The organism is Acidaminococcus sp. AM33-14BH, from assembly GCF_003603525.1.
GTDB lineage: Bacteria > Bacillota > Negativicutes > Acidaminococcales > Acidaminococcaceae > Acidaminococcus > Acidaminococcus intestini.
Map to the genome: position 1 here is coordinate 223,641 of NZ_QTNG01000003.1, position 17,175 is coordinate 240,815.

Here is a 17,175-nt window from a genome sequence, read left to right on the forward strand (position 1 = left end):
TATGATTCGATATTTGGCTTGTAATGGCCCATTGATTCAAACTGCCAGTTAACTTATCCACGCCAAAAGGTCTTATTCGAGGTTCCTCCTCTTTTTCCTTGCAGGATGAAGCGCTGTCGAATACAATGAAAGAAAAACGTTTCTCCCCATGCAGAAAGGAAGGCTTTCATGGAATATTCCCAGAATAACGTGCTGCTCTTTACCTTGGGCCATTTTGGTACAGACTGGGCCCAAGGCGGCATTCCAGCCCTTCTCCCCTATTTTATCGCGGCCTGCCATCTTTCCTATCAGGAAGCAGCGGGCATCATCTTTGCAAATATTGTCCTCGCCTCTGTAACGCAGCCTCTCATCGGCTACTATTCGGACCGTGCATCCCTTCCTTATTTGGTCCCCCTTGGTGTCTTTCTCTGTGGGTTCAGTCTTTCAGCCATGGCCTTTACCCAGAATTATTGGTTCATCCTCTTTTTAGCCATGCTGAGCGGATTGGGCAGCAGCCTTTTCCATCCCGAAGCAGCTCGTCTTGTAAACGGCATTTCAGGCGCCCAAAAAGGCAAGGCGATGGGGACTTTTTCTGTCGGTGGCAATGCGGGCTTTGCCGTCGGTCCCATGGCAGCAGGGTTCAGTGCCTATCAGTTTGGCATCAAGGGTCTCATCATTTACGCCGTGGTCAATTTCCTTACGGCTCTCTTCCTGATGAAGAAACTTCCTGCAATCAAAAAAAGACTCCAAGGGACAGAAAAAAGGGAATGCCCTGCAAACGAACCTCAGCCGAAAAATGATTGGAACGCCTTCGGGAAACTTAGTTTTGTTATTTTTGCACGATCAATTGGCTTTACCATCCTTAACTCCTTTATGCCGATTTACTGGATCAGCGTTCTTGGCACATCAGCAAGCAGCGGCAGTCTTGCCCTTTCCCTGCTTTTTTCCATGGGGGTTGTCATGACTTTTTTGGGCGGTATCCTGGCAGACAAAGTGGGACACATCAAGGTCATGCGGATATCCTTCCTCGTCATGGTCCCCGCCCTCTACTTTCTCACAAACAGTACGAGCCAAATGACAGCAACCCTGCTCTTGGTGCCGACGGCTCTTTCCCTTTTTGCGCCTTACAGTCCCATGGTCATCTTGGGACAGACTTACCTTGCCCGCAACATTGGTTTTGCTTCCGGCGTGACCTTGGGTCTCAGTGCCAGTGTAGGCGGCCTGATTTCTCCCCTAGTTGGATGGGCTGCCGACCGCTGGGGTGTCGGTCCTAGCCTGCAGATTCTCTGGATCGTCGCCGCCATTGGCTGCCTCTTCGCCTTCCTCGTTCCCGTCCCGCCTTCCATGATAAAGAAAAAAGCGTGAAAAATTCCCGACTGGTATCATTTCCAGCCGGGAATTTTTCTTTTTATCTAGTTATAAGATCATATTTTGAATGATTTCGCCGTCCTCATCCTGCTGATACTGGACCTTGAATGAATAGCCTTCAGAATTTCCGCTTTTTGTATAAAATCCGCGGATCTCAAAATATTCCTCATTGGAAACAGCATAAGCTTCCGTAAGGTCCCCCAAGTAAACAGTCAAAGATTGGGCTGAGCCATCAAACGTCTTAAGGACAGAGGCAAGCCAATGGGCAAAGCCATCCACATTCCGATAGATGATGTTTTCTTTTTGAAAGTCCTGGTCTCGATACGTCATCAAAAAGTCTCCCTCACAGGTGCAGGTGAATAGGTCGAGCAGGAAGCCCTACAATTAAATCAGAGCCTTTACTGCAGCAAGGACACCATCAAAATTAATGGCATGGGTGACTTCCGGAACGTATTCCACATAGGTGACCTTATCATTTTTATCAATGACAACAACACCACGGGCTTCAAGACGCAGTCCTTCCATGAGGAAGCCATAGTTCGTCCCAAAGGAGGCATCACGGTGATCAGAAAGGGTAACTACATTCTTGACCCCGGCAGCCCCGCACCAACGAGCCTGAGCAAAAGGCAGATCCATGGAAACCGTGAGGACCACGACATCGGAAGAAAGACCAGTTACGTCCTTATTGAACCAACGGGTCTGGGCATCACAGACACCCGTATCAAGGGACGGTACAACGGAAATAACCTTAATTTTGCCTTCATAGTCCTTCAAGGTCTTTTCAGCAAGGCTATTATCAAGCAACTTGAAATCAGGCGCTTTTTCTCCCACTTTCACTTCCGGACCAACAAGGGTTACAGGGCCTCCAGCAAAAGTAACTGCACCAGAACGTTTTTCCATAATTCATTCCTCCTATATCATAGTAAAATGGATGATCCATATGATTCATTCATACGACACGTATACTATAGCACTTTAATAATAATTAGTAAATAGTTATTTTAACTATTTACAGAAAAATTACAGCAAGATAAACGTCCCTATGGAACACTCCATAGGGACGTTTCAGGCACCTCACGGTGCGTATGCGATTTTTTAAGGATAAAAGGAGCCTACCTGCGGCACAACTCCCGATTCATCTTACATCATGCCGGGCATGCCACCCATGGCAGGAGCTGCCGGAGCCGGATTTTCAGCCGGTTTATCCGCAACAACGGCTTCCGTGGTAAGAATCATGGCAGCAATGGAAGCTGCATTCTGCAGGGCACTGCGCGTAACCTTGCAAGGATCTACAATACCGCTCTTGATCATATCGACATATTCTTCCGTCTGGGCATTGAAGCCAATTCCCTTCTTAGCCTTCTTGACAGCTTCAACGATAACGGCACCTTCAAGACCGGCGTTGTTGGCGATTTGACGGACAGGAGCTTCGATAGCGCGTCTAACGATATCAATACCTGTCTTCTCATCCCCTTCGGTTTCCTTTTCCAGTTCATCGAGGGCCGGCTGTACTTGCAGAAGAGCCGTACCGCCACCGGCAACGATTCCTTCGGCCACAGCAGCGCGAGTAGCGTTCAGGGCGTCTTCGATACGGAGTTTCTTATCTTTCAGTTCCGTTTCCGTAGCAGCACCAACTTTGATAACGGCAACGCCGCCAGAGAGTTTAGCCAAACGTTCCTGAAGTTTTTCCTTGTCGAACTGGGAAGTCGTTTCAGGAATCTGGGCACGGATGGAAGCAACACGGTCAGCAATGGCCTGTTTGTCACCAGCACCATCAACAATGGTAGTAAGGTCCTTGGTTACACGGACCTGGCTGCAGGAACCAAGATCAGCAACTGTAGCGCTGTCGAGCTTACGGCCAACTTCTTCACTGATAACCGTTGCACCCGTCAGGGTTGCAATATCCTGAAGCATAGCCTTGCGACGGTCACCAAAGCCAGGAGCCTTGACGGCAACAGCCTTAAAGGTGCCACGGAGTCTGTTCACAACGAGTGTAGCCAGGGCTTCACCTTCGATGTCTTCAGCAATGATCAAGAGTTCACGGCCCTGTTGTACCACTTTTTCAAGAACAGGCATGATGTCTTGGATCATAGTGATCTTCCGGTCCGTAATGAAGACGTACGGATTGGAAAGAACGGCTTCCATCTTGTCCGGATCCGTAACCATATACGGGGAAATGTAGCCGCGGTCGAACTGCATCCCTTCAACGGTTTCAAGGGAGGTTTCCATGGTCTTGGATTCTTCAACGGTGATGACGCCATCGTTGCCGACTTTTTCCATCGCATCAGCAATCAGGCCACCGATTTCCGCGTCACCAGCAGAAATGGAAGCAACCTGTGCTTTTTCTTCCTTGGTGCTGACCGTCTTGGCATTTTCCTGGAGCTTCTTGACGAGGCAATCCGTTGCTTTCTTGATGCCTCTCTTGAGGACCATGGGGTTAGCACCGGCAACCACGTTCTTCATGCCTTCATGAACGATGGACTGAGCAAGAAGGGTAGCCGTCGTGGTCCCGTCACCAGCAATATCGTTGGTCTTGGTTGCCACTTCACGAACAAGGGCAGCCCCCATGTTTTCAAACGGATCTTCCAGTTCAATGTCCTTAGCAATGGTTACACCATCATTGGTGATGGTCGGGGAACCGAATTTCTTTTCAAGGACAACGTTGCGGCCCTTGGGCCCCAAGGTAACTTTTACAGCATCAGCCAGTTTATTGACGCCGCGTTCCAGACCACGACGTGCTTCTTCATCAAATTGAATGAGTTTAGCCATTTTTATCTACTCCTTAGTTCCAAATGATATAAGGTGATTGGTTCTCCACAAAAAAGGGAGCGATTCACTTATCCTCAACGACAGCCAAGATATCACTGTCACGGAGGATGATATAATCCTTGCCGTCCAGTTCGACTTCGCTGCCGGAGTATTTAGCAAAGACAACAGTTTCGCCAACCTTGACTTCAGAAGCAATGCGGGTGCCATTATCAAGGAGACGGCCCGTACCTACAGCTACGACTTTGCCAGTCTGGGGTTTGTCCTTATGAGCCGTATCGGGCAGATAGATCCCGCTTTCCGTTTTTTCTTCCTGCACAACCGGTTCTACGACGACATGATCTTCCAAAGGTCTTAACATGTTTGTAATCCCCTTTCACTATGGATAAATTTTAACTTTTTGATTTATTAGCACTCATTACATTGGAGTGCTAACCACAGCTATAATAATAGCATCTTTCAAAAAAAATGCAAGGGGTTTTACTAAAAAAGTCAAACTTTTTGTCTTTTAGGTTGAAAAGACATATAGGAATGCTATGGAGCTTTGATGCTTTGAGGCTGTAGTGCGTTGAAGGGAAAGATGATAACGAGCGGCGCCAAATCATCTCCCTGTCAGTCGTGGGGGCCGAATTGCATTCGCCCTCAAACATGTTCTTCTGCTTTTCGCTCCGCTCCATAGCAGCCTCAGGACCCAGACAAATCCGCCTCGCAAGCCGCTTGTAAGGAAACGTCAGCTTCGCGTCCTCGTCCACCACCAAAACCGGTTAATCCTTATCATCATGAACTTGTGGAAATTTTCCTTTGTCGCTCCCCCGCCTTGGCAAGGCGGATCGATTTCGGAGAAATCGAGTTCTAACGCGTAACACGATAGCAGGTCCTACCAAATATAAAGTAACCGTTGCTGAGTATCATCATAGCAACACTTTTATAGCTGATTTATCAGCCTGCCGCCTTTGACAGCAGCATCATAGTGCTGCAGCATCACAGCAAAAGCCAGAGTGCATGGTTTCATCCATGCACTCTGGCTTTTCTTTCCTCATTTCATTTCCATTTCTTCTTTGAGCCGCGCCATGATCTTGCCATAGTTTTCCTTTTTATGGGGAAAAAGGCAATGGGAGCAATCCTTGATGCCCCGATTCGTGTAGGCAAAGACGCCGCCACAATCTTTCACCAGATACAGGGGACAAAAGCAGAAGAGACAGTTGAAATTCTCTCCGTCACTTTCCTTATGACAAGGGAAGAACTCACATTCCTTATGGGAAAAGTACTTATAGTGATTCGTCATTTTTCTTCCCAGCTTTCCGCCAGTTTGCCAAACTCTTCTATGGTAAGGGACTCCCCCCTGCGCGTCGGCTCAATCCCAGCACGGGCCATCCAGGCCTCCGCTGTATCACCGGGACGCACCATTGACTTTAGACAGGTGCGGAGCATCTTCCGGCGCTGGGAAAAAGCCGCCCGCACGACCTTAACATATAAAGACGCATCCACATTGACAATGGGGCTCTCCCTTTTTTCACATACGACGACCATGGAATCAACCTTTGGGGCCGGCATGAAATCGTGAGCCGGAACGGGAATTGCCAGCTGGGGCTCCGAATAATACTGCAGCGCCAAGGAAAGGGGCCCATAAGCCTTTGTTCCAGGATGAGCGGCCATCCGCTCAGCCACTTCTTTTTGCACCATAACGACAATACGCTTTAAGGGAAGGTTTGCTTCAAGCAGGGAAAAGATGATGGGCGTCGTAATGTAATAAGGCAGGTTCGCCGCCACTGTAAAAGGCTTTCCCCCCGTAATGTCTTTGAGGTCAACCTTAAGGATATCCCCATGGATGATTTCTACATTGTCATACCCTTCAAGCGTCTTGCGAAGGATCGGAAGAAGCGACTCATCGATTTCAACACTCTTGACATCGGCTCCGGTTTCCGCAAGGGCCTGGGTCAATGTGCCGATCCCGGGCCCGACTTCAAGGACCAGGTCCCCAGGACCAATCTTTGCTTTTTCTGCAATGCCCCTTACAACAGACTCATTGATGAGGAAGTTCTGTCCAAAGCGTTTTTTTGTATGAAGGCCAAAGGTATCAAGAATATACCGCGTTACTTCACGGCTTGCAATCACAGGATGAAGCATACTGAAGTCCTTTCTCACGCATGACGTGTTCCGATGATCTGAAGTGCTTTATTGAATTCGTCGCGGGTCACGCCATAATGATTGAGACGCTCCACCATTTTCTTCACATTGCCGTAGCCAATACCCAGTTCGGCTCCAAGGGCGTCCCGTTTTTCCGCCGCAGACTGGGACCCGCTCATACCGTTATGGTAAAGGTCCATGGCCGTAAATTCTTCCTGCGGCGTCATCGAGGTGTGGCGCACCTTGGAAAGTGCCTTGAGGATTGCCTCCGGCTGAGCCTGCTCAATGCCCACATCATGGTGGGCCAGGGCTTCACACTTTGGCACAAAGGCCTGTCCTGCCTCAGGAAAGCGCTCCGTCAAATAACGGCGGATCCGCTCCCCTGCCCCATCAGGATCGGTGAGGATGATGATGCCCCGCTTCTTATAGGCTGCTTCAATCTTTTTAAGGGTATACGGCGACAAGGTAAAGCCGCCTGTTTCGATTGTATCGGCATCAAGGGCCTTCTTGATCGCCACTGTATCCATTTTTCCTTCTACGACAAGGACTTCCTTAAGCAATCTTGTCACGCTCCCTATTCTTGGACCTCTCGTTCCGGATTTTTACTCTAACAGATTGCAGGAAGAATGTCAAAAGAAAGTTCTCCCCACAAATAAGGAAAGAGGCCATTGCCAATTGGCAACAGCCCCTTTTCTACTCAAGGAAATACACGGTTACGTCGCGCCTGCCCCAACTGATTGCGTCAGAGTAGTTTTCCATGTACAGGTCAATCCGGCTGCCATTGATAGCACCGCCGCAATCACCTGCCACGGCAAAACCATAACCAGGGATATACATCCGCGTTCCATAAGGAATCACATCAGGATCCACAGCTACGATTCCATGATAAGGCACAACGCCTGTCGAAGTCAGACCGGTTCCACTGCCCTCGGCAAGGGTATACGCGGAAGCCTCAAAGGTTCTCGCGCTGCGGTACCGAACAAAGCCACGGCTTGTTTCCACCATCAAATTTTTGCCTGTGCCTACTTCTACGACTTGCGGAACAGGTTGGGAAACAACATCACGCGCCAGTTCACGTCTTACTTCTTGATTTCCAATCTTCACCGTGCGGTAGGTGACTACAGCTTCCCCATTGCGGCCTTCCGATACAACAGACTGTCTGCCGCGGGGCAGGTTGTCATTGTTACGGAATTCCACTTCAAAAGGAATGCTTTCTTTGGCCGTCTTCACCTCAGTTGTGGGGGAAACGACATGGATAGTCATGTCTTTTTTTGCCGGGGACTCCAAGGACGGATACACCTTATATCCTTTGTAGTCCACACCCACAGCATCCAGCACTTCTTTTACCGTTTTGCGTCCGATGGTATACTCGGTCGTTCTTCCATTATGCCACACCTTGATTGGAATGGCACGGATGACTTCGATCGTCGATCCATCTTCAAAGTTTCCATGACCAACTACATCATAACCGTCGGCTTTTTGAAGAACAACACCGGCTTCTTCCAAAGCACCTTTAACCGTAAGGGCTCTGGTTGAAAGGGCAATCGTCTGCCCGTCAACTTGAATCTTCACCTGTTTTGGAGCGGCAGCAAAGCCGAGAAAATTCAAGCTGAAGACAAGCATGAGCATGACAACAACCCACTTTTCAGGACGCTTCCAAGTATTTGTTATTCGCAAATTCTCGCCTCCTTAAAGCTTTTGTATTCTACCATGGAGACGAAAAACCTGTCAAAACAAAATTAGGACCAGCTCCTAAAAATGAACATTTTCATTGCTTGATTTTGTGACGCTTTTGAAAAATTTACAGCAAAGTCATCGCGATTTTTAGTAACTTTTTAATTTTGGGAAGAGATTTTGCGAATTTTTTGTGGCAATTTCCATCATCGAAAGGACTGGAATTCCTTTGACCTCCGCTGCCATTTCAGCAACAAGCTTCACATAAAGCGGGTTATTGCGTTTCCCGCGGTAAGGAACAGGGGCCATATAAGGCGAATCTGTCTCAAAAACGATGCGGTCAAGAGGCATCTTGCGAAGGATTTCCCTGACCCCATGATCATTCTTGAAGGTACTTGTCCCGCCAAAGCCAAAGTACCAGCCGGCCTTAATAAAGGTTTCAGCCATGGCCCAGTCTCCGCTGAAACAATGAAGGACCCCTCGCACGCCCTGCCCTTCCGTCAGAAGGAGCCTCGTCATATCCTCATGGGCCTCCCGGTCATGGATGATGACAGGCAGCTTAAGTTCACGGGCCATGGCAAGTTGGCGGATAAGGAAAGCCTGCTGCCGCTCATGAGGTGAATCTTCATCGTTATAATAGTCAAGACCGATCTCACCAATGGCGACCACCTTGTCATCTTGGGCAAGCTGGTAAATTTCCTCAAGGTCCCCTTCGCTCACATGGCCCAGATCTTCTGGATGAAGGCCGACGGCGGCATACACATAATCATAGCGGTGGGCCATAGCAAGCGATGCCTTCGAGCTTCTCACGTCACAACCGGGATTGATGAATCCCAACATGTGCGATCCAATCTCCTGGAGCAGCGCTTCTCGGTCCGCGTCAAAGTCCTCCGTGTCAAGGTGGGCATGCGTATCAAAATAAGGAAGTCGTTCCATTATTTGACCTTGCTGCCCGACGCAATCCCCGGCACTTCGGCAAGAACGAGATTTCCCTTACCGTCACTTGCAGCAAGGAGCATGCCGCGAGATTCGATGCCCTTGAGCTTGGCTGGTTTGAGGTTAGCCACAACGATGACATTCTTGCCAATAAGCTCCTTGGCATCATAGTACTGGGCAATCCCGGAGACAATGATCCGTTCACGGCCTGCCATATCAACGGTAATCTTCATGAGCTTATCTGTGTTGGGGACCCGTTCGGCCGTTTTGATTGCAGCAACACGGAGGTCAACCTTCTGGAAATCATCGATGGCGATTTCTTCGGGCGTAACCACACCGACGTTCTTCTTTTCCGCTTTTTTTGCTTTCGGTGCTTCCTTCTGAGGTGTCTTTTCCGACTCCACTTCAATGCGCGGGAAAATGGGCTGACCCTTCATGACTTTCGTGCCATCAGAGAAACCGCCATACTTCACTTCATTAAGATCGAAGTTTTCCGGCACGGCAAGACCGAGCTGTTCGAAAATCTTCGGTGCCGTAAAAGGCATCATAGGTGAAATCAGGATGGCAATATTGCGAACAGCATCAGCAAGGTTGTACATCACGGCTTCAAGGCGGTCCTTCTGCGCAGGATCCTTAGCAAGGATCCACGGCGTTGTTACATCAATGTATTTATTGGCAGCGCCAATATAGGACCAGACAGCCTTCAGCGCGTCATTGATCTGGTATTCATCCATAGCTTTACGGTAACTGCCAAGCGTTTCCTCGGCAAGGGCTGCAAAAGCCTTGTCATCGGCATGATCTGATGCCGTCTTATGAACAATACCTTGATGATATTTTTCAATCATGGAAACCGTACGATACTGGAGGTTGCCCAAGTCGTTGGCAAGGTCCGTATTCCAACGGCGGATGAGGCCTTCGCGGGAATAATTCCCATCGTTGCCCAAGGCAATTTCACTGAGGAGGAAGTAACGGACGGCATCAGGGCCAAATTCCTTGATTGGTTCCACAGGATCGACGACATTGCCCTTGGATTTACTCATCTTGTCACCATTAACGACAAGCCAGCCGTGACCATAAACCTTCTTCGGCAGTTCATACCCCATGGAAAGGAGCATAGCCGGCCAAATGATCGTATGGAAACGGACGATTTCCTTTCCTACAAGGTGCAGGTCAACCGGCCAGAAGCGGTTAAATTCCTCTTCATTGCGCAGGAACCCAATCCCCGTGAAATAGCACAAAAGGGCATCGAACCAGACATAAGTAATCTGTTTCTTATCAAAAGGAACCGGAATGCCCCAGTCGAACGTGGAACGGGAAATACACAGGTCCTCCAACCCTTGTTTAAGAAAAGCGATCATTTCGTTGCGGCGGGAAACGGGCTGGATGAAATCAGGATGATTTTCAATATGTTTGAGAATTTGGTCAGCATATTTGGACATACGGAAGAAATAGTCCTCTTCTTCCATCGTTTCCACAGGACGGCCACAGTCCGGGCAGACGCCGCCTGCTTCCTCAATCTGACGGTCCGTCCAGAAGGATTCGCAAGGAACGCAGTATTTTCCGACATATTTCTTTTTATAGATATCGCCCTTATCATAGACGCGCTGCAGGATTTCCTGAACGACCCGTTCGTGTTCCGCACTGGAAGAGCGTACAAAATCCGTGTAGCTGATTCCCAGCATTTCCCAAAGTTTCTTGAAGTTTGCCACAATGCCATCTACGTACTGGAGCGGCGTCATCCCATTTTCTTCCGCCTTGCGCTGGATCTTGAGGCCATGTTCATCACTGCCCGTCACGAATCGGACATCAAACCCATTGGCCCTTTTATACCGAGCAATCGTATCAGCAATGGTCGAGCAGTACGCATGACCAATATGCAGATTGGCACTCGGATAGTAAATCGGTGTCGTAATGAAAAAAGCTGGTTTACTCATCTTCTACCCCTTCTTTGACTAGTCTATTATAAAGCTCCCGTTTAGGCAGCTTATAAACTTTGGCAATTTGCTGGAGCGCTTCTTTTTTCCCCACGCCGTCAGCCATCAGACGACGCACGGCATCAAGGGGATCCCCTGTTGGGGCTTCTTCCACCTTGGTTCCGCCAGCAATCACGAGGACAAACTCACCGCGCGGCGCCTGTTCCAAAAGGTGCGCCCGGCACGTGGAAACCGTGCCGCGGAAAAACTCTTCATGAAGCTTTGTCAGTTCCCTCGCCATGGTCATGGTCCGGTCTCCCCATGCGTCTTCAATATCAGAAAGCACCTCTATGATTCGGTGCGGTGCCTCATACAGGATGATAGTTGCTGGAATGTCTTTCCATTCTGCTAGCTTCTCCCGCCGGTTTTTCCGACTTTTAGGAAGAAACCCGCCAAAAAAGAAAGGCGTGCTCGATAGACCTGAAGCTACAAGGGCTGTCAGTGCCGCATTGGCTCCCGGAACAGGCACAACAGGAATGCCTTCTGCAATACACGTCTGGGCAATGTGTTCACCCGGATCGGAAATACCAGGGAAGCCGGCATCGGAAACAAGGGCGATGTTTTTGCCTTCTTTTAGATGCTCCAGAAGAACAGGCCCCATTTTTTCTTTGTTATGCTCATGATAGCTCAGAAGCGTCCCATGGATATCAAAATGATTCAAAAGCTGCCGCGTATGACGTGTATCTTCCGCGGCGATAAGATTGGCTTCCCGCAGCATCCGCAGGGCACGGGGCGTCATATCTTCCAAATTCCCAATGGGTGTTGCGCATAGATATAAGGTTCCAACCGATTCAGCCATGGACCCACTCCTTTCCTTCATAATAAGCAAGGGCATCCTCACTCAGGCTGCCGTCATGCCGGTACATGATAAGGGGCGGCAGGACCGTAAGCCCTCCCCGGCCCCCTTTTTGAAACTCCGCCAAAAAAATCCACGCCCCCCGATCAATATACGAATGGACCCACTGTAGCCGCTTGATTTCTAGATGATAGCGATCAGCTAGGCGTAGGGCATCGGTAAACCGGTCAGGAAGCTGGACCATGGCAAGGCGCCCCCGTGTCTTTAACGCAAAAGCAGCGGCTTTGATGAAATCTTCTAACGTAACGCCCACTTCATGGCAGGCCTCGGTCATGAGCTGACGCCGCCTTCCGCCAATGCGGTAAGGGGGATTCATATAGACAAGATCCATTGTGTCCGGCTTAAGATACTCACGATAAGCCAGGATATCCCCCACAAACGGCATAACCTGCTGCTCAAGGCCGTTTTCCCTTACGCTGCGCTTCAGGAGCTCAATGACATGGGGATTTTTATCCACGGCAAGAACGGACTGGGCTCCCCTGTTTGCAGCCAGAAGGGAAATAGCGCCGGTTCCACAGCCAAGCTCAAGGACGCAGGCTTTTTTCACCATATGGGGAAACGCGGCCAAAAAGACCGCGTCCGTTGTAAAGGAAAATTCTTTTTCATCCTGCCAAATCCGGAGATTTCCACTGGGCAGGCTGTCAAGGCGTTCCGTTTCATTCATCACTTTTGGCGGCTTCGACGATTTCGTCCCAGCTTGCCGTAATCCGGTTGCCTGGGGACAGTTCAACCACAACCGTCTGATCGCGGCGGGAAACATGCATGACCATGCCCTCCCCAGTAGGCGTGACAACCTTCATGCCCGGTTTAGGAATAAGGTGACTTGCTTCCTTCTTTTTCCCCTTGTTCTTGCAGCAGCGGCCGCAGTACATTTCACTTTCGTACTTAAGGCAGCACAAGAGCCGTCCGCAAATTCCTGAAATCTTCGTCGGATTAAGGGACAGGTTCTGCTCCTTTGCCATCTTGATGGAGACAGGTTCAAAGTCTCCCAAAAAAGTTGCACAGCACAAGGGCCGTCCGCAGCATCCAATGCCGCCTAGCATCTTTGCTTCATCGCGCACACCAATTTGGCGCAGCTCGATGCGCGTCCGGAAAACAGCGGCCAAATCCTTGACAAGATTGCGGAAATCAATGCGCCCATCGGCTGTAAAGTAGAAGATGATCCGCCCGCCGTCAAAGGTATACTCTACATTGACAAGACGCATTTCCAGTTTGCGGGCAGCAATCTTCTTTTCACAGATGGTGAACGCTTCCTTTTCCTTACGATGGTTTTCCTCCACCTTGCGGGCATCCCGCTCATCCGCCTTGCGGATCACGCTCTTTAAGGGAGAGACGATGCTCTTTTCATCGACTTCCTGGGGCCCCATGACCACTTCCCCATATTCAACACCCCGGGCCGTCTCTACAATGGCATGGTCGCCTTTTTGCAGATCAAAGCTGCCTGGAGCAAAATAATAGATTTTCCCGGCTCTTTTGAACCGGATTCCAACAATCGTAACCACGGTCGTTACTCCTTTAGAAAAGTATGGATCTCAAGAAAGAGGGCCTCAAGGATCATCCGTGTATTGACGCCCTTATTGAGCCCAAGGTAAAAACGCTCCGTTTCAAGGAGGGATTTCTTGAGAGCAGATAAAGTAAATGAAGCAAAAATCGAAGCGATTCGCTCGCGTTCATCTTCATTATAAAGAAGAAGGCCGCTGCCTTCTTGGATCATCATAGCATCGCGCAAGATGAGGAGCAGCATTTCCAAAAAGGTCTGTGTCTGGTCCACATCCATATCGCCCAGCCATTCAAGACGGGCAAGGCTTGCCATGAGATAAGGATCTTCTATGCCTTCCATAATGAATAAGGCCCGCTCCCGCCACATCAGCGCTTCTGCCTCGGCAAGATGGAGGGCTTTTCCCGGCGAGCCATCAGACAGACGCGCCAAGGTTTCGCCTTGCGGAACAGAAAGCTCCTCCATGACACGTACCGCTTTCTCCCTGTGAAGGGGTTCAAAGCGGATGGCCATGAGACGGCTGCGGATGGTCGGCAGGATGCGCGAAATTTCGGATGCAACGAGGATAAAGAGCCAGTACGTCGGCGGCTCTTCAAGGAGCTTCAACAAGGAATTGGACGCTTCTTCCCGCATGCGGTCCGCACCATCAATGAGACAGACCTTATAAGGGGAAAGGACGGGGGAAAAGACTGCCTTTTTTTCTACTTCCTTGATTTGTTCAATGAGGATATCATGCCGGGCGCCCTGCCCTTCTACATAGATAAAGTCGGGGTGACTTTCCCCGCAAAAGGCGCGGCAGCTGCGGCACTTGCAGTCATCATGGGTGGGATCATCAAGGCAAAGAAAACTCCGGGCAAATTCATAGGCAAGTTTCTTCTTACCAATGCCATCAGGCCCATAAAAAAGGAGGGACGGTGTTTTACGCTCTCCTTGGAGCATGTTTCCCAAAAATATTTTATTGGCTTCATGACCCAAAATGGTATCCCACATGATGATGTTCCTTCCATTGTATTACACAACAAGTAGACTATACCCCATTTAGAGAAATTTTTCCACTTTTTTTATGAGGGCATCCGTCACACTGTCTGGAGTTCCTTCCCCATCGATGAGGATCATGCGCTCTGGATAGCGGTCAAGAAGGGTCAAATACCCCTGACGGATCTTTTCCTGGAAAAGAAGGCCTTGGGCCTCAAACTTATCCGTAACGCCCCGGGCTTCCCGCCGGGAAAGGAGGACGCGGGGATTGCCGTCAATAAGAAAGGTCACATCAGGGCTGAGCCCTTTAGACCCGAAAAGGGACAGTCTTTCCAGTTCATCAAGGTCCATACCGCCCAAGATGCCTTGGTAAATGAGGGTGGAATCACTGAAACGGTCGCAGATGACCACTTTTCCTGCTTCAAGAGCGGGCCGAATGACCTTATCCACATGGTCGGCCCGGGCTGCCACATGAAGGAGGCTTTCCACCCGTTTACTCATGGTGATCTCTGGGGAAAGGGCAAGGCTGCGCAGCGTTTCCGCAAGGCCCGTCCCGCCCGGTTCCCGGGTGAGGACAACCTCCCGTCCCTTCGTTTCAAGATATGCCTTAAGGCGTTTTGCCTGCGTCGTCTTACCGCTGCCGTCAGGGCCTTCCAACGTAATAAAGAGTCCTTTTTTCATTTTATGACCTCGATTTCTCTAAGGGAGGGATCCTGGGGCCCGCTGACAAGAAGCTTCTTTTCCTGCATAAGACGGGCGTAGGCAATAAGCTCTTCCGTAATGACTTCTCCCGGCATGATGAGAGGGATCCCAGGGGGATAAAAGCTGATGGATTCAGTGGTCACACGGCCTGCAGATTCGTCAAAAGGCACCCTCTCATGGGGCGCAAAAAACGCGTCCCGCGGCAGGAGTCGCCGTTCCGGAATCTTTGAGAGAACAGCCGCTGGCGCTACGTTCCGTACCGGTTTCCGGCTTTTTTCCAGCGTTTCCCGGATAAGGACGGCCTTTTGGGCAAATTCTGCATGGTCATCAGCATAGGTAACAAGAAAGAGCACGTGATCTTCATCGACAAGCTCAACGGCAATTTTTTCGCGGCGCAGAATTTCCGCCGCTTCCGGTCCCGTAAGCCCCAGGGCGCTGGTCATAATCGTGACCTTCCCCGGATCCATGGCCGCAACGCCGCCCTTTCCGATCAGTTCATCTGTAAGGACAGGAAGACCGTCAATCTTTTTAAGTTCTTCGCGGAGAAGCGCAGCCGCGCGAAGGGAGGCTTTCGCCATGGCTGTGCCTTTTTGGGCAAGCTGAAAACGCGCCGCATCAAGGGATCCCATGAGAAGATAGTTCGGGCTTGTTGTCGTCACAAGGCTCATGGCCCGTTCCATAGCGTCCTTATCGATGCGGTCATAGGAAACCTGAAGAAGTGAGCACTGCGTCATGGCACCCACAATCTTATGGGTACTTTGCGCTGCTGCATCAGCGCCGCACTGCATGGCGCTTTTGGGAAGCAGGGACGAAAATCCAAGATGGGGACCGTGGGCTTCATCAACAAGGAGCAGCACCCCTTTTTCATGACAGATCCTGGCAATTTTTTCCGTATCGGCAGCAAGACCAAAATAATTTGGTGTCGTAAGAAAGACGGCCTTGATATCAGGCTTCTTGTTAAGAGCCGCATCCACCTGCTCCGGTGTGATCTGAAGCGTCATGCGCCACGACTCATCATAACAAGGAGCCAGGGAAATCGGTTCTAAGCCGCCAAGAATGAGACCGCCCAAAACAGACTTATGGCTGTTTCTGGGAACCAGGATTTTGTCCCCAGGACGCAGCGCGCCAAGGAGCATGCCATGGATGACGCCCGTCGTGCCATTGACACCAAAAAAGCAGCGGTCTGCCCCATAAAGCGTTGCTGCCAGCGTTTCAGCGTCCTTGATGGCTCCTTCAGGATGGTGGATATCGTCCAGTTCCTCCATAAGTGATACGTCAGATAAAAGGGCATTTTCACCCAATAGGTCCTTGAGATCCTCATCAGCACCGCGTCCGCCCTTATGGCCCGGTGTATGAAGGGGGTATACATGATCTTCCCGATAAGCCTTCATGGCCTCGAGGAGTGGTTTTGTGAGCATAGGGATTCCTCCTTGCATAACACTTAATTTTACCATAATTATGGGGGAAAAGGAACATGATGGGAGGCATAAAGGTAGGCTAAGGCGGAAGGCATATGTGACGGGGCCTTCCTTGGCTAAGGCTACCTGTGGCAGCTGGCTAAAAAAATGGAAGGCAACTGTAACGCCGGACCCAAACCGCCCCCTGCGGGGGAACGGGTCCGAACTTCATTCGCCCTCACACATGTCTCTCGGACTTTCGCTCCGCTTCAAAAGCGTCCTTCGAAACTCCGGGCGAATCTACCTCGCTGCCGCTCGTATGGAGACGTCGCCGCACTCCTCATCCACCACCGAAAGGGCACGCTTGCCTCATTTCAATGAGGCAACATGCGGCTTTCGGTCCCCCGCCCTGGCGGGGCGGATCGATTTCAGAGAAATCGAGTTCAGAGGCAAAACACGAAGACGGGCAGTGCTGAGAATAAGGAATGCGCTGCTGAATATCATCATAGCAATAATCCCACAGATTGAATTTTGAGCTAGGCCCGATTGAGAAATACGCAAACAACAGCTCATTTACCAAGAGCATACAGTACCTCCCACGCTCAATAAGCCCTGAACCGAATTCGTGTCTACGTTCGGTTCAGAGCTCACGTTACGGTCTTTTGCCTTGGAGACGGCGAATGCCGTTCCGCTTTCGATGGGCCAAAACCGCTAATCGCAAGACGCTGCCAACGCAATTCGGTTCACGGACCGTGTGACCAAAAAATCAATTCGGCGCCCACGACCGATAGGGAGACGGTTTGGCGCCGTGCCGTGCGGTCTTTTAGCATCACAACATCACAGCACCACAGCATCTTTCCCAAACAAAAAACGGTTCTATAATAAATGTTGGGGTGAGGAAATATTCTTTCCTCACCCCATTTT

The 17,175-nt window shown here is 50.2% G+C and carries 17 protein-coding genes; 1 reads left to right on the top strand and 16 read right to left on the bottom strand.

Translation table 11 applies throughout. The features are described 5' to 3' along the window. The first annotated feature begins 168 nt into the window (after positions 1-168). On the top strand, positions 169-1,344 hold the full coding sequence (locus DW817_RS03720; RefSeq protein ID WP_021736682.1) for an MFS transporter: 1,176 nt from the start codon (positions 169-171) through the stop codon (positions 1,342-1,344). A gap of 51 nt (positions 1,345-1,395) precedes the next feature. On the opposite strand, the gene DW817_RS03725 is transcribed toward DW817_RS03720, so the two are convergent. From DW817_RS03725 to DW817_RS03800, 16 genes are all read right to left on the bottom strand, one after another. Continuing rightward, positions 1,396-1,677, bottom strand: coding sequence for a hypothetical protein (locus DW817_RS03725; RefSeq protein ID WP_021736679.1), 282 nt, complete (start codon positions 1,675-1,677; stop codon positions 1,396-1,398). Positions 1,678-1,731: 54 nt separating this feature from the next. After that, a complete protein-coding gene (tpx, locus tag DW817_RS03730) occupies positions 1,732-2,247 on the bottom strand; it encodes a thiol peroxidase (RefSeq protein ID WP_009015679.1) in 516 nt (171 codons plus the stop codon). A 240-nt stretch (positions 2,248-2,487) separates the two neighbouring features. Beyond that, positions 2,488-4,116: a chaperonin GroEL gene (gene groL, locus DW817_RS03735; protein WP_021736687.1), complete on the bottom strand. Its 1,629-nt coding sequence runs from the start codon at positions 4,114-4,116 to the stop codon at positions 2,488-2,490. Positions 4,117-4,180: 64 nt separating this feature from the next. Next, entirely contained in the window at positions 4,181-4,474 is a 294-nt protein-coding gene (groES, locus tag DW817_RS03740; protein WP_009015681.1) for a co-chaperone GroES, read from the bottom strand. A gap of 675 nt (positions 4,475-5,149) precedes the next feature. Next, the gene (locus DW817_RS03745; protein WP_021736683.1) at positions 5,150-5,398 is read right to left on the bottom strand and encodes a cysteine-rich small domain-containing protein; all 249 of its coding nucleotides are present in this window, start codon (positions 5,396-5,398) and stop codon (positions 5,150-5,152) included. Beyond that, complete coding sequence (gene rsmA / locus DW817_RS03750) at positions 5,395-6,240, bottom strand: 16S rRNA (adenine(1518)-N(6)/adenine(1519)-N(6))-dimethyltransferase RsmA (protein ID WP_021736698.1); 846 nt, start codon at positions 6,238-6,240, stop codon at positions 5,395-5,397. The genes DW817_RS03745 and rsmA overlap by 4 nt, the downstream gene beginning before the upstream one ends. A 14-nt stretch (positions 6,241-6,254) precedes the next feature. Next, positions 6,255-6,800: a ribonuclease M5 gene (gene rnmV / locus DW817_RS03755; RefSeq protein WP_021736681.1), complete on the bottom strand. Its 546-nt coding sequence runs from the start codon at positions 6,798-6,800 to the stop codon at positions 6,255-6,257. A 133-nt stretch (positions 6,801-6,933) separates the two neighbouring features. Next, positions 6,934-7,917, bottom strand: a complete 984-nt coding sequence (locus tag DW817_RS03760) for a G5 domain-containing protein (protein ID WP_009015685.1) — start codon at positions 7,915-7,917, stop codon at positions 6,934-6,936. 147 nt (positions 7,918-8,064) lie between these two features. Continuing rightward, complete coding sequence (locus tag DW817_RS03765) at positions 8,065-8,850, bottom strand: TatD family hydrolase (protein ID WP_021736677.1); 786 nt, start codon at positions 8,848-8,850, stop codon at positions 8,065-8,067. After that, complete coding sequence (gene metG / locus DW817_RS03770) at positions 8,850-10,784, bottom strand: methionine--tRNA ligase (protein WP_021736680.1); 1,935 nt, start codon at positions 10,782-10,784, stop codon at positions 8,850-8,852. The genes DW817_RS03765 and metG overlap by 1 nt, the downstream gene beginning before the upstream one ends. Next, the gene (rsmI, locus tag DW817_RS03775) at positions 10,777-11,622 is read right to left on the bottom strand and encodes a 16S rRNA (cytidine(1402)-2'-O)-methyltransferase (RefSeq protein WP_009015688.1); all 846 of its coding nucleotides are present in this window, start codon (positions 11,620-11,622) and stop codon (positions 10,777-10,779) included. Before rsmI ends, metG begins: the two co-directional genes overlap by 8 nt. Further along, positions 11,615-12,343, bottom strand: coding sequence for a tRNA1(Val) (adenine(37)-N6)-methyltransferase (locus DW817_RS03780; protein WP_009015689.1), 729 nt, complete (start codon positions 12,341-12,343; stop codon positions 11,615-11,617). Before DW817_RS03780 ends, rsmI begins: the two co-directional genes overlap by 8 nt. Then, complete coding sequence (locus DW817_RS03785; protein ID WP_009015690.1) at positions 12,336-13,181, bottom strand: stage 0 sporulation family protein; 846 nt, start codon at positions 13,179-13,181, stop codon at positions 12,336-12,338. The genes DW817_RS03780 and DW817_RS03785 overlap by 8 nt, the downstream gene beginning before the upstream one ends. Positions 13,182-13,186: 5 nt before the next feature. Then, entirely contained in the window at positions 13,187-14,167 is a 981-nt protein-coding gene (locus DW817_RS03790) for an ATP-binding protein (RefSeq protein ID WP_021736686.1), read from the bottom strand. Positions 14,168-14,215: 48 nt separating this feature from the next. Then, the gene (tmk, locus tag DW817_RS03795) at positions 14,216-14,833 is read right to left on the bottom strand and encodes a dTMP kinase (protein ID WP_009015692.1); all 618 of its coding nucleotides are present in this window, start codon (positions 14,831-14,833) and stop codon (positions 14,216-14,218) included. Then, the gene (locus DW817_RS03800; protein ID WP_016459543.1) at positions 14,830-16,272 is read right to left on the bottom strand and encodes an aminotransferase class I/II-fold pyridoxal phosphate-dependent enzyme; all 1,443 of its coding nucleotides are present in this window, start codon (positions 16,270-16,272) and stop codon (positions 14,830-14,832) included. The genes tmk and DW817_RS03800 overlap by 4 nt, the downstream gene beginning before the upstream one ends. Positions 16,273-17,175 lie beyond the last annotated feature (903 nt).

Coding starts and splice junctions, on each gene's coding strand:
- rsmI (WP_009015688.1), bottom strand. CDS start 11,622: ATGGCTGAATCGGTTGGAACCTTATATCTATGCGCAACACCCATTGGG.
- DW817_RS03725 (WP_021736679.1), bottom strand. CDS start 1,677: ATGACGTATCGAGACCAGGACTTTCAAAAAGAAAACATCATCTATCGG.
- groL (WP_021736687.1), bottom strand. CDS start 4,116: ATGGCTAAACTCATTCAATTTGATGAAGAAGCACGTCGTGGTCTGGAA.
- DW817_RS03790 (WP_021736686.1), bottom strand. CDS start 14,167: ATGTGGGATACCATTTTGGGTCATGAAGCCAATAAAATATTTTTGGGA.
- DW817_RS03720 (WP_021736682.1), top strand. CDS start 169: ATGGAATATTCCCAGAATAACGTGCTGCTCTTTACCTTGGGCCATTTT.
- metG (WP_021736680.1), bottom strand. CDS start 10,784: ATGAGTAAACCAGCTTTTTTCATTACGACACCGATTTACTATCCGAGT.
- groES (WP_009015681.1), bottom strand. CDS start 4,474: ATGTTAAGACCTTTGGAAGATCATGTCGTCGTAGAACCGGTTGTGCAG.
- DW817_RS03800 (WP_016459543.1), bottom strand. CDS start 16,272: ATGCTCACAAAACCACTCCTCGAGGCCATGAAGGCTTATCGGGAAGAT.
- rsmA (WP_021736698.1), bottom strand. CDS start 6,240: ATGCTTCATCCTGTGATTGCAAGCCGTGAAGTAACGCGGTATATTCTT.
- DW817_RS03780 (WP_009015689.1), bottom strand. CDS start 12,343: ATGAATGAAACGGAACGCCTTGACAGCCTGCCCAGTGGAAATCTCCGG.
- DW817_RS03745 (WP_021736683.1), bottom strand. CDS start 5,398: ATGACGAATCACTATAAGTACTTTTCCCATAAGGAATGTGAGTTCTTC.
- DW817_RS03765 (WP_021736677.1), bottom strand. CDS start 8,850: ATGGAACGACTTCCTTATTTTGATACGCATGCCCACCTTGACACGGAG.
- tmk (WP_009015692.1), bottom strand. CDS start 14,833: ATGAAAAAAGGACTCTTTATTACGTTGGAAGGCCCTGACGGCAGCGGT.
- tpx (WP_009015679.1), bottom strand. CDS start 2,247: ATGGAAAAACGTTCTGGTGCAGTTACTTTTGCTGGAGGCCCTGTAACC.